Source organism: Domibacillus sp. PGB-M46 (assembly GCF_022668875.1).
Lineage (GTDB): Bacteria > Bacillota > Bacilli > Bacillales > Domibacillaceae > Domibacillus.
In genome coordinates, this window is sequence record NZ_JAKGCR010000003.1 from 303,770 (window position 1) to 315,283 (window position 11,514).

The window sequence follows — 11,514 nt, forward strand, 5'->3', positions numbered from 1 at the left end:
TAAGTTATGAAGACATTTAACGTCAATATCGTCACTCCTGACGGTCCGGTCCTCGATACAACGGTTGAACTCCTTAGTGCAAGAGCACAAAGCGGTGACCTCGGTATCATGGCCGGCCACGTCCCGATGGTCGCTCCCTTACAAATCGGTGTAGTCCGGTTAGTAACAGGCGGCAAGCAATCGGAATTGGTCGCTATCAGCGGCGGCTTTCTCGAAGTTCGTCCGGATCAGGTAACGATATTAGCGCAGGCTGCTGAAAAAGCGGAAAATATCGACCTTTCCCGTGCACAAGAAGCCCAGCGTCGTGCTGAGCAGCGGCTTCAAGACAACCAGGATAACGTCGATTTTAAACGTGCCGAATTGGCATTGAGACGTGCGATAAACCGCATCAACGCTTCTCAAGGTAATTTATAAGAAAAAAGCTGTCCGTCGCCTGGCGATTGTGACAGCTTTTTTCTTATTATAGGAAAGAAAAGTGTTACGGCTTTTTGAGCTGCGCCTGCATTACGCAGCACATACCTCGTTAGAGCAGCTTTCAAATGATGGCGAATCATTCGCGTTGCAGGCTTCTATCACCTCTTATATACAATCACAATATATTAAATTAAGGAGAAATCATATGATTGAATCATTTGGACAGGAAGCACTGTTCAGTATGTTTCTCAGCCTTTTTTGCATCGGCTTGTCATTTTGGGCGCTGCAGTCGCTCCGGCTTGACCAGCTTTTTCGCAAAAACCAGGTGGCAAGGGCACGAATGCTGTATTTGCTGCTTTCCATTGCGATCGGATCTGCCGTCAGCAGCTTCTTTTTAAACTACCTGCAATGGGCCCGCCAGCTTCCTTTACTGTTTTAAGCCCGGGTATACGTAGGATACTTGCCTTTTTGGGGAAAATCATTTAAATTGGATGAAGGCAATTTGTGAAAAAACAAGCAATTTAGGTTTGTTCTCTCATTAGGCGGGAAAACAAAAAAAGGCGCCTCTTTTGAAATTTTTCACAAAGTCTCTACAAATTGTGAGGAATTTCCCTTGTTAAACAAACAATTTGAATGGTAAACTTTAAGAAGTTTTGTCGAAGTTACGAAAAGACATTGGACAGGACTGGCACGTCAGTCCACTGATTTGAATATGTATAATAGAAAAGGACGCGGAGGGGAACAGTTTGGACAAAATTATCGTCCGCGGCGGCCGTCAGTTGAACGGTACCGTCAAAGTTGAAGGAGCAAAAAATTCGGTGCTGCCGGTCATCGCAGCAACTATGCTTGCAGGAGAAGGAAAGTGTGTCATTCGTGACGTACCTACTTTATCCGATGTATATACAATTAATGAAGTACTACGCCATTTAAATTGCGAAGTCACGTTTGAAAACAATACCGTAACCGTTGATGCGACAAAAGAACTTCTTATTGAAGCGCCATTCGAATACGTTCGTAAAATGCGTGCCTCTGTCCTAGTGATGGGCGCACTTTTAGCACGAAATGGGAAAGCACGTGTGGCACTGCCGGGCGGCTGTGCCATTGGTTCGCGTCCCATCGATCAGCACTTAAAAGGGTTTGAAGCAATGGGCGCCCGTGTTAAGGTAGAAAACGGTTTTATCGATGCTGAAACAGATGGACGCTTAAAAGGCGCAAAAATCTATTTGGATTTCCCAAGCGTTGGCGCAACTGAAAACATTATGACAGCTGCTGCGCTGGCAGAAGGGACAACGATCCTTGAGAACGCGGCGAAAGAGCCGGAAATCGTGGATCTTGCAAACTTGATCAACAAAATGGGCGGCAAAGTAATCGGTGCCGGTACAGAAACCATTCGGATTGAAGGCGTTGATGTCTTGACTGGTGCAGACCACGCCATCATTCCAGACCGTATTGAGGCAGGTACTTTTATGACAGCGGCAGCGATCACAGGCGGAAACGTGCTGATTGAAGGTGCTGTGGCAGAGCATATGTCTTCATTGATTGCTAAAATGCGTGAGATGGGCGTCCAAGTTATTGAAGAAAGCAATGGCATTCGTGTAATCGGTCCTGAAAAAATGAAATCGGTCGATATTAAAACGATGCCGCATCCTGGCTTCCCAACAGACATGCAATCTCAAATGATGGCTCTTATGCTGAAAGCAGAAGGAACAGGCGTCATTACCGAAACAGTCTTTGAAAATCGCTTTATGCATGTGGAAGAATTCCGCCGTATGAATGCAAATGCAAAAATTGAAGGCCGTTCCGTTATCATTGACGGTCCATCTGATTTACAGGGAGCGGAAGTAGCTGCAACAGACTTACGTGCTGCGGCGGCATTGATTATCGCAGGTCTTGTGGCTGACGGCTATACACGCGTTACAGAACTAAAGCATCTTGATCGTGGATATGTGAATTTCCATGGCAAGCTTGCGGCGCTTGGTGCGGATATCGAGCGCGTATCAGAAGCAGCAGAAACACCAGTCGCGGTGAAAAGCTGAATTTATCTTTATTCCTACTTTTATGAAAACCGTCTGCAGATGCAGGCGGTTTTTTATGTTCGGTCATTAATCATTATAGTCGTGCATATCCCTTTTTATACAGCAAGGAGGGAAATTTGTTGAAAAAGCCGTTTTTCGCTTTTTTACTGATCGTCATTACAGCTATTGCGATTCCGGCTGCCGGCCTGTGGCTGACGGACGGACAAAAGACGGCGCCAAAGAAGGAGGAGAAAGAACCGACTGTAGAGGTTATTCGGTCCGACACGCAAAAAACTGAATCTGTTCCGCTTGAGGAGTATGTGGCAGGAGTAGTAGCAGCAGAAATGCCGGCTTCTTTTGAGAAAGAAGCGTTAAAAGCCCAGGCTGTCGCTGCGCGTACCTTTATTTTAACGGAAACGCTGAAAGGGCAGGACGTAACGGATACCGTAGATGACCAGGTATTTAAAGATGAAGATGACCAGAAAAAAATGTGGGGAGCCGATTTTAAGAAAAACAAAGCGAAGATTGAAGAGGCTGCAGATGAAACAAAAGGGGAAGTACTCGTTTATGATGGACAACCAATTACAGCCGCGTTTTTTTCCTCTGGCAATGGACAGACGGAAAACGCTGAAGAATACTGGCAGTCAGCAGCCCCCTATTTAATCAGTGTCGCGAGTCCATGGGATGAATCTGCCCCTAATTTTGAACAAGAACTCGTTCTGACCAAACAAGAAGTAGAGGAAAAGCTGGATGTGTCTCTGCCTTCATCGGGGGAAGTCGGTACGGTAATGGATAAAACAACTGGCGGGCGTATCGGCAGCATTTTGATTGACGGCCAATCATTTACAGGCCGGGAAATAAGAGAAGCCCTTGGCCTGCCTTCTGCGGACTTTAACATGACGGTTAAAGGGAGCGATGTGATCGTAGCAACGAAAGGATATGGACACGGAGTGGGGATGAGCCAATACGGAGCTAACGGAATGGCAAAAGAAGGGAAAAAGTACAAGGACATTACGGCCCATTATTATCCGGGTGCTCAAATAACAGATATTCAATCTTTCTTAAAATAAACGAAAAAACACGTCCGCATTTACTGCGGACGTGTCCATTCACCGAAGCCAGCCAGCCAGCGGCCGATACGTGATTTGCGCTCGAAATAAAAATAATTAACGGCTAAAAACGCAATCGTAACACCGATTACGTCTTTGACTGCATCAATAAGCGTAGCCGACCGGTATGGTACGAATGCTTGATGAATTTCGTCAGTCAGTCCGTAAAAAGAAGCAAACATGGCTGCAGCCAGGCTCGTAAGCGGCGTCAGCTTTCCATTTGCTAAAAGAGCAAGCACAATCAGGCCGTACAAAATGGCAAATTCAACAAGGTGAAGTGATTCTTTTATAAATAAGTCTACTTTATTATTCGGTAAATCCATAATTGTATCGTGCGGAAGCCCTGACATGATCCAAATCGCAATCATATATAAAACAGGCAGTCCCGTGATTAAAAACCGAATTCCTTTTTTCACTTCCACACCTCCATCCCCCTCTTTGATTTTACCATTCCAACGCAGTGAGAACCTTTATGATTGTGGCGTTTTTCGTACGATTTAGGGAATTTTATGGCATAAGTGTATAAAAAAACATCTGCCTGTCCAAAATGGTTGTCGAGGTGATAACTATGAAAGAGGGCGGCAAAAAAACACTCCCCCCAAAATTAAAAGACTTCTTTATGAAGCGGCGGGCACTGCCTGTGATTTATCTTGCTTGTGCTATTTTATTGATTTCAAGTCTTATGTTTTACGAAGTAATGAAGCCTGAAAAGAAAGAGGATGCGGCCGTGTTTGATCAGCCGGCAGAAAGCGTAAATGGCACTGTCGAGACGGAACAAATGATCATGCCGGTTGTGGAAGGAGCGATTGCGAAAACCGCTTTTTATGATTCAAAAGCAAAAGCAGCCCAGCAGGAAGAAGCGCTTGTTGTATTTAACGACACCTACTACGAAAGTACGGGTGTAGACTATGCGCTTGAAAATGGAAAAACCTTTGCCGTATCCGCACCGCTTTCCGGAACAGTTACGGATGTACGGGAAGATGCATTCCTTGGGAATTACATTGAAATTGACCATGGCAATGGAGCAGTTAGCACATTCCAATCGATCAAGGATATTCAAGTGAAAAAAGATGACAAGGTCAGCCAGGGACAAAAAATTGGCGAGGCCGGACGCAGCATTCTCAACGAATCAGCGGGTATTCACGTTCACTTTGAAATGACCAAAGATGGCGACCTGATAAATCCATCCGCGCTCTATGGAAAGGCCGTCAGTGAATGGAAATGAATATTTCCCAGGGAATGCGCATACTGTTAGTAAAAAGAAATGGGTCTACTTTCATTCGATGAAACCTATGGCCGAACCATTCGACACCACTCATCCCGTTTCCGCTGAAGGAGGCGTGTGCGTGCGCGAATACATCAAAGAAAGAGCGCTGAAGGCCGGGAAATATATCGTGGAAACAAACAAAACGGTCCGGGACATTGCAAAGGAATTCGGCATTTCAAAAAGCACCGTCCATAAAGATCTAACGGAACGGCTGCCGAATGTAAACCCGGAGCTGTCCGCTCGTGTCGAGCATATTTTGCACTATCATAAATCTGTCCGGCACCTGCGGGGAGGAGAAGCGACTAAACAAAAGTGGAAGCGGTCTGTTTAACACTCAATGTCAATATGACTTTGGGAGCTGGCTGCTGAAGCTAAGATGAAGCAAAAGCGAAAGCAGTCCATGCAAGCTCGACGGACATCAGCGGCATCAGCAGCGGTATTCTTGAACGCACAGCTGATGATACTTATGACTTCGAGACTGGCTGCTGGAGTCAAGATGAAGCAAAAGTGGAACTGGCCTGTCTGGGCTCACACAGCACAAATTGGGAACTGACATTCAAATGTTCTGATTGTTGAAACCTAATACTAAAAAGGACGTCTCTATTTCAAAAGAGCGTCCTTTTTTCATGGTCAAAAACGGATATTCATTGCCCATACTTTCCTAAATATATGGTAAAATAGATATTTGGAGCAAAAAAGCTACTTTCATATAAGCATAGATAAAGCATATTCAGGGGGAATAAAGCATGTTATCAAGGGATATCGGAATTGATCTTGGCACAGCTAACGTTTTGATTCACGTAAAAGGACAAGGGATCGTCCTAAACGAGCCATCTGTTGTCGCACTGGACCGAAGCACAAATAAAGTGCTTGCAGTAGGAGAAGAAGCTTATCAAATGGTCGGCCGGACACCGGGCAATATCGTAGCGATTCGTCCGCTTCGCGATGGAGTCATTGCCGATTTTGATGTAACGGAATCGATGCTGAAGCACTTTATTAATAAACTAAATGTAAAAGGCTTTCTATCAAAGCCGCGTATTTTAATTTGCTGCCCGACGCAAATTACGGCAGTAGAGCAAAAAGCCATTCGTGAAGCAGCAGAAAAAAGCGGGGGAAAAACTGTTTATCTGGAAGAAGAACCGAAGGTGGCGGCTGTTGGCGCCGGCATGGATATTTTTGAGCCGAGCGGGAACATGGTAATCGATATCGGCGGCGGTACGACGGACGTAGCAGTTTTGTCGCTGGGTGCGATCGTTACAGCTGAATCGATTAAAGTGGCTGGCAACACATTTGACGCTGACATTATGAACTATGTGAAAAAGCAGTACAAGCTCTTGATTGGTGAGCGGACAGCAGAAGCGATTAAAATCAACGTCGGAACGGTATATCCAGGTTCGCGTAGTGAAGAAATGGAAATTCGCGGGCGTGACATTATGACAGGACTGCCGAAAATTTTAACGATTACTTCTACAGAAATTGAAGGGGCATTGCGTGAATCTGTTACGCAAATTGTCCAGGCCTCTAAAAATGTGCTTGAGCAGACACCTCCTGAATTGTCTGCTGATATTATCGACCGCGGTGTGATGCTGACAGGCGGCGGAGCCCTTTTGCACGGCATCGACCAATTAATGGCGGACGAATTAAAGGTACCAGTATTTGTGGCTGAGAATCCAATGGACTGTGTAGCCATCGGCACAGGTGTTATGCTTGAGAGCATGGACCGGATTTCTTCCAAAAAAAGAAAAATATGAACAAATAAAGCTGCTTTTTATAAGCAGCTTTATTTATTTTCCCTCAAACTGTCTATTTTTCTTATTATTTTCTGTTAATGCAGGAGGTGCCATTGTATAATGAAGACGGCATCTATTGCTAAAAAAATTGAGGTGAAAAAGTTGTTTAAAGGGTTTTACACTGCTGCCTCAGGCATGATTGCCCAGCAGCGGCGCACTGAAATTTTAACGAACAACATGTCAAATGCGAACACACCGGGCTACAAAGCAGACCAGACGAGTGTAAGAGCTTTTCCGGAAATGCTTTTAAAGCGGATGGATAAAACATCTATACCGGTCGAAAATAAATTAAATGTGCCGCTTGAGCCGCAAATTGGCGCGCTCAATACTGGCGTCTACTTACAAGAAACAATGCCAAATTTCCGTCAGGGTGACGTTCGGGAAACAGGACTGAAAACAGATCTTGCTTTGCAGGGAGAGTCTGTTTTCTTTGCCGTCCAAAACGGGGCCGGTGAACCGCGCTATACAAGAAATGGAAACTTCACACTGGATTTGGAAGGATACTTAACAACAGCCTCCGGGTTCTACGTACAAGATACAGAAGGACGCCGTATTCAGCTGTCTTCTGATCAATTTGAGGTAGACAGCTCAGGCCGAATCACGGAAAATGGACAGCGGGTAGCACAAATCGGTGTTGCCTATGCCGAAAACCCAAATGATTTAATGAAAGAGGGAGACGGCCTGTACCGGATTGACGGAGCAGCTCTTCCAAATGCGTTCGAGAACGAGGATGCCGTGTTTTCTATTCAGCAGGCGGCTCTAGAAGGATCAAATACGGATACAGCTCGAACGATGACCGATATGATGACAGCTTACCGTTCATTTGAAGCAAACCAGAAGGTGCTGGCTGCTTACGACCGCAGCATGGAAAAAGCGGCGAACGAAATCGGGCGCGTAACGTAAAGGAGAACGCAGAATGAACAGAACTATGATCAATGCGGTGAATACGATGTCACAGCTTCAAAAAAAGATGGACGTAACGAGCAATAACATCGCGAACATCAATACAGCAGGATACAAACGAAGCGAAGCCACGTTTGCCGATTTGATTCATCAGCAGGCCAATAATATGGAACCTCAAAGCGAAGACGCAGGAAGACTGACGCCACCTGGCCTCCGTCTTGGGGTCGGTGCCCGGATGGCGCAGGCGCAGATGGTTGGAACGCAGGGCACGCTGCAGCAGACAGGGCGCACATTGGATATGGCCCTATCCAAGCCGAATCAGTTTTTTAAAGTGCTGGTAGAGGATGAGCAGGGCAACAACCGCGTACATTACACACGAGACGGCTCGCTTTCTGTGACCCCGGCTGGCGGAGGCAATGTGATGCTCGTTACCTCGGAAGGATATCCCGTGCTTGATGAACGGGATAACCCGATTGTGCTGCCTGAGGATGAAATGGAAAACCAGGCAGGGGCCCTGGTTGGGCTCGTTCAAGTAGACAAGCCGCAATTTTTAGAGAGGGCGTCCCAAAATCTGCTTGTGCTGCCGGAGAACCCGGCCACAGCCGAAAATCAAATTCTGCGTAATTTGAATGCGGCTGAGCGCCAGCAGGCGGGTATTCAAACAGGGGCCCTTGAAATGTCCAATGTTGACTTTTCAAAGGAAATGAGCGACCTGATGATTTCCCAGCGCTCTTATCAATTCCAGTCAAAGGCGATTTCAATCGCTGATCAAATGCTTGGCTTAATTAATGGGGTCAGATAAAGGGGAAGGATTAATTGTGACAAATGGATTGAAGCGGAAGAAACAAACCCGCCTCACCCCCCTTGGCAGATTTGTTTTGTCATTGTTTTTCATTGTCCTGACTGCCATTATCGGTGCGCTGATTGGATACAGTATTATCGGGAGTGGAAACCCGATCGACGTATTTAAATGGGACACGTGGATGAATTTATATGACGTAGTCGTAAACAGTCTTTTTTAAGGTGGGTGCTAGTATGGATATTCGTGAAATTAAAGAAATAATTCCGCATCGCTATCCGTTTCTGCTTGTAGACCGGATCCTTGAGGTCGAGGAAGGAAAGCGTGCGGTCGGCATTAAAAACGTGACTGCTAATGAAGAATTTTTTAATGGTCATTTTCCGGACTATCCGGTTATGCCGGGCGTATTAATCGTAGAAGCACTGGCGCAGGTAGGTGCAGTCGCGATGCTGAAAAAAGAAGAAAACAAAGGCCGTCTTGCTTTTTTCGCCGGCATCGACAACTGCCGGTTTAAACGGCAGGTTGTACCGGGCGATCAGCTTCGCCTTGAGGTGGAGATGACACGCCTGCGCGGCTCGATTGGAAAAGCAAAAGCCACAGCGACAGTAGACGGCGAGCTTGTTTGTGAAGCAGACTTAATGTTTGCTTTGGAATAGAAGAAAGCGGTGCCCAGGCTAATGGCAAACGCCCGATTTCGGTGTCACTTGCCGGCTGTGAATGCTCATGACCCGAAAAAGGTCACTCCGCTTCCAAGTCGGCTTCGTTCCTAGAAGAGCAGGCGTTTTCATTCAGCCTGCTTTTTTACTTTGTCTACCAACTGAGCGGTGCTGCCATTTTATATATGGCAGCACCGTTTTTTATTTTATACTTGCGTCCCTTTTATAAAAAAACGGATATTTTGACCAATTGCGGGAAACAATACGTCACGTAAGTGGATCAATTCTACAGGAATGAAAGGGGCTTTTTTACATGAATGCAAAGTTATTTAAATTGGTGGGCAGTTCTTTGCTTGCGACGATGATTTTAGCTGGGTGCGGCGGCGGCCAGGATGAGGAAGAGCAGCAGGAAGATCAGCAGGAACAGCAGGATAATGGCACCGATACGCAAAATGACGTGATGGATGGCGAACAGGATATAGAGGAAGATGTGAATGAAGGCGAGCAGGATGTAGAAGAAGGCGTAGATCAAGGTGAACAGGACGTAGAAGAAGGTGTGGATCAAGGCGAGCAGGAGCTGCAAGAAAACATTGATGAAGGCCAGGATCAACTGGAAGATAACGGAGAAGGCAACAACAACCAATAATTAAAGGGAAGCATCGGGTGCCAGCGTCTCCGATGCTTCTTTTATGAACAAAAAATTTTGTCACCGGTTCAAAAGTATGATAGAGTATAAGAGTTATTATTCTAAAGAAGTCAATGAGGCTATTTCTAGGAGGTACCTATTGGCAATGTCCATCTTAAGTGGTTTATCACACGGTATTAAAATTAGCATTACCCGTTCCATTACAACGGCGTTTGAACAATATATGGCCAATATCATGTGGGAGGAAGAAGCCTATAGCCCCGCTGATTTCATGAAGGAATGGCAGAGCTATATTCATAAGCATGCTTCCTGGTATCATGATGTGCCGGACGATGTGAAAAACGATCCGCGGTTTCATGAAGAGCTGGCTGGTAAAATCAATCAAGTCGTGGCAAAAATTTTCTCGGAAGAACCAACAGCCGAGCAAATTGAGACATTGAATGCACAGCAGGAAAAGCTTGGAACCGATTACGATTTCTCATGTAAAGCGGAAGCCCGTTTTTATATTGATTTTTTAAATGAATACGAAAAAAAAAAGCCGAAGGGCTAAGCCCGGCCGATGAGCAGGACTTAGCACTGGCTTCGCTGCTGTATGCCGAGGTGTATGATGAAAATCTGCCGGTGCAGTCATACACAAAACAGGATATCTCTTATATTATCCAGCTGCTTCAGCAGACGCTTCAAACTGGCCAGGACGGACTCCGGTCGGATATTATTCATTGATTGAACGCTTTCCCTTAAAAGGGAGGCGTTTTTTTATTGCTCTACTTTAGGACGGCTGTGGAGAGCTTCTGTAAACGCCTCAAGCAGCTTTTCTCCGGAAAGGCCTTCTTCTACAAGAGAACGAAGAACCTGCTTGGCGTATTCGTTTCGCATCTGGCGCAGCTGTGCATCAAATAAAATACTTGTACCGTCCTTTAAAAGCTCGAAGGAACGGATCGATACGGTAAACATCGCCGGGTCATTGCCGCGATGTGAAATGGCGACACGTGCTGTCAGCTGCTCATCCTGTTCGAAAGTACGGACCAGCTGTACATCTTCTTCTTGTAAAAACAGCTCAATCAGCCATGAGCGCTGTTCATCTTCACGGTTAATAATGAGGCCATCCTGAAGCGGGACTGGAGTCAGCTCTCCCTTTTTTTCGAAAAAAAAGGCTGCTACTTTAAAGGTTTTCAAGTCGTTCACGCTCCTCTCAAGAAAGCGATTTATTAAAGAAAGTATAACAAGAATTAAACGAAAAATCATTTTTTGACCAAAAGGGATCGCCTTCAATCAAACAGGAAAGAAAATAATTCCCATAATTAACCTGAAAATGGGAAGAACATAAAGGAAACAACCTTTGTTAAAACCCATGTTTTTCCTTTATGCTAAAGCCAGCCCAATGGAAGGAGGGGAGCGAGCTGATAAATCAAGTGACGCTTGTCGGCAGGCTGACAAAGCATCCAGAGGTGAAACATACAACAGATGGCACACCGCTTTTACAGACAACGATTGCAGTCAACCGGCCATATCGAAATGCAAAAGGCGAAACAGACACCGATTTTATTTACTGCACAGTCTGGGGGCGCCTGGCCCAAACGGCAGCCAAATACAGTGAAAAAGGTTCTTTGGTTGCTGTACTCGGTTCGATTCAAACACGCAGCTATAAAGACTCAAGCGGTAAAACCATTTATGTAACGGAAGTAATTGTCCAGGCGATTCGTTTTCTCAGTAAAAAGCAGGCTGACACGCAGACGGGTGAATCGCCCGGCGTTATTCAAACTGTACCGTTAATTTAGAGGTGAACCATGACCGAACAAGTTGAACGTGTAATCGAAGATGTGATTTTTCAGCTGGGCAAAGCAAAAGCCATTATTTATCAGCTTGAAGAACGAATTCAAAGATTAGAACAGCAGCAGCAAAAGTAAAGGGCAGC

Annotated in this window: 17 protein-coding genes; 15 read left to right on the top strand and 2 right to left on the bottom strand. The window is 45.6% G+C overall.

Annotation, left to right across the window (positions count from 1 at the left end; genetic code table 11):
• The first annotated feature begins 6 nt into the window (after positions 1–6).
• The 4 genes from L2D08_RS05645 to spoIID all read left to right on the top strand — a co-directional run bounded on the left by L2D08_RS05645 (position 7) and on the right by spoIID (position 3,499).
• Entirely contained in the window at positions 7–414 is a 408-nt protein-coding gene (locus L2D08_RS05645) for a F0F1 ATP synthase subunit epsilon (RefSeq protein ID WP_242232768.1), read from the top strand.
• Positions 415–619: 205 nt separating this feature from the next.
• Positions 620–853, top strand: coding sequence for a DUF1146 family protein (locus tag L2D08_RS05650; protein ID WP_242232769.1), 234 nt, complete (start codon positions 620–622; stop codon positions 851–853).
• A gap of 307 nt (positions 854–1,160) precedes the next feature.
• Positions 1,161–2,450, top strand: coding sequence for a UDP-N-acetylglucosamine 1-carboxyvinyltransferase (murA, locus tag L2D08_RS05655; RefSeq protein WP_242232770.1), 1,290 nt, complete (start codon positions 1,161–1,163; stop codon positions 2,448–2,450).
• A gap of 119 nt (positions 2,451–2,569) precedes the next feature.
• Positions 2,570–3,499, top strand: a complete 930-nt coding sequence (gene spoIID / locus L2D08_RS05660; RefSeq protein WP_242232771.1) for a stage II sporulation protein D — start codon at positions 2,570–2,572, stop codon at positions 3,497–3,499.
• A gap of 20 nt (positions 3,500–3,519) precedes the next feature.
• Here the strand turns inward: spoIID and L2D08_RS05665 are convergent, their stop codons facing one another.
• Positions 3,520–3,954, bottom strand: coding sequence for a VanZ family protein (locus L2D08_RS05665; RefSeq protein WP_242232772.1), 435 nt, complete (start codon positions 3,952–3,954; stop codon positions 3,520–3,522).
• Between the two features lie 152 nt (positions 3,955–4,106).
• Between L2D08_RS05665 and L2D08_RS05670 the strand changes: the two genes are divergently transcribed.
• The 10 genes from L2D08_RS05670 (at position 4,107) to L2D08_RS24010 (ending at position 10,322) form a co-directional block, all read left to right on the top strand.
• Entirely contained in the window at positions 4,107–4,763 is a 657-nt protein-coding gene (locus L2D08_RS05670; protein WP_242232773.1) for a M23 family metallopeptidase, read from the top strand.
• Positions 4,764–4,884: 121 nt separating this feature from the next.
• Positions 4,885–5,136 carry a sporulation transcriptional regulator SpoIIID gene (gene spoIIID / locus L2D08_RS05675; RefSeq protein WP_251271617.1) on the top strand — a complete coding sequence of 84 codons (252 nt, stop codon included), beginning with the start codon at positions 4,885–4,887 and terminating at the stop codon, positions 5,134–5,136.
• A gap of 415 nt (positions 5,137–5,551) precedes the next feature.
• Positions 5,552–6,556 carry a rod shape-determining protein gene (mreB, locus tag L2D08_RS05680; protein ID WP_242232774.1) on the top strand — a complete coding sequence of 335 codons (1,005 nt, stop codon included), beginning with the start codon at positions 5,552–5,554 and terminating at the stop codon, positions 6,554–6,556.
• Positions 6,557–6,697: 141 nt separating this feature from the next.
• A complete protein-coding gene (locus L2D08_RS05685) occupies positions 6,698–7,498 on the top strand; it encodes a flagellar hook-basal body protein (protein ID WP_242232828.1) in 801 nt (266 codons plus the stop codon).
• A gap of 13 nt (positions 7,499–7,511) precedes the next feature.
• Positions 7,512–8,300, top strand: coding sequence for a flagellar hook-basal body protein (locus L2D08_RS05690; protein WP_242232775.1), 789 nt, complete (start codon positions 7,512–7,514; stop codon positions 8,298–8,300).
• Positions 8,301–8,316: 16 nt separating this feature from the next.
• Positions 8,317–8,520, top strand: a complete 204-nt coding sequence (locus L2D08_RS05695) for a DNA-directed RNA polymerase subunit beta (RefSeq protein ID WP_242232776.1) — start codon at positions 8,317–8,319, stop codon at positions 8,518–8,520.
• Positions 8,521–8,533: 13 nt separating this feature from the next.
• Entirely contained in the window at positions 8,534–8,953 is a 420-nt protein-coding gene (gene fabZ, locus L2D08_RS05700; RefSeq protein ID WP_242232777.1) for a 3-hydroxyacyl-ACP dehydratase FabZ, read from the top strand.
• A gap of 313 nt (positions 8,954–9,266) precedes the next feature.
• Positions 9,267–9,599 carry a hypothetical protein gene (locus L2D08_RS05705; protein ID WP_242232778.1) on the top strand — a complete coding sequence of 111 codons (333 nt, stop codon included), beginning with the start codon at positions 9,267–9,269 and terminating at the stop codon, positions 9,597–9,599.
• 145 nt (positions 9,600–9,744) lie between these two features.
• A complete protein-coding gene (locus L2D08_RS05710; RefSeq protein ID WP_242232829.1) occupies positions 9,745–10,149 on the top strand; it encodes a hypothetical protein in 405 nt (134 codons plus the stop codon).
• Positions 10,150–10,199: 50 nt separating this feature from the next.
• On the top strand, positions 10,200–10,322 hold the full coding sequence (locus L2D08_RS24010; protein ID WP_255821828.1) for a hypothetical protein: 123 nt from the start codon (positions 10,200–10,202) through the stop codon (positions 10,320–10,322).
• A gap of 33 nt (positions 10,323–10,355) precedes the next feature.
• Here L2D08_RS24010 and L2D08_RS05715 read toward each other — a convergent pair whose 3' ends face one another.
• A complete protein-coding gene (locus L2D08_RS05715) occupies positions 10,356–10,775 on the bottom strand; it encodes a YwpF family protein (RefSeq protein ID WP_242232779.1) in 420 nt (139 codons plus the stop codon).
• Positions 10,776–10,963: 188 nt separating this feature from the next.
• On the opposite strand from L2D08_RS05715, the gene L2D08_RS05720 reads away from it, so the two are divergent.
• Entirely contained in the window at positions 10,964–11,377 is a 414-nt protein-coding gene (locus tag L2D08_RS05720) for a single-stranded DNA-binding protein (protein ID WP_242232780.1), read from the top strand.
• Positions 11,378–11,514 lie beyond the last annotated feature (137 nt).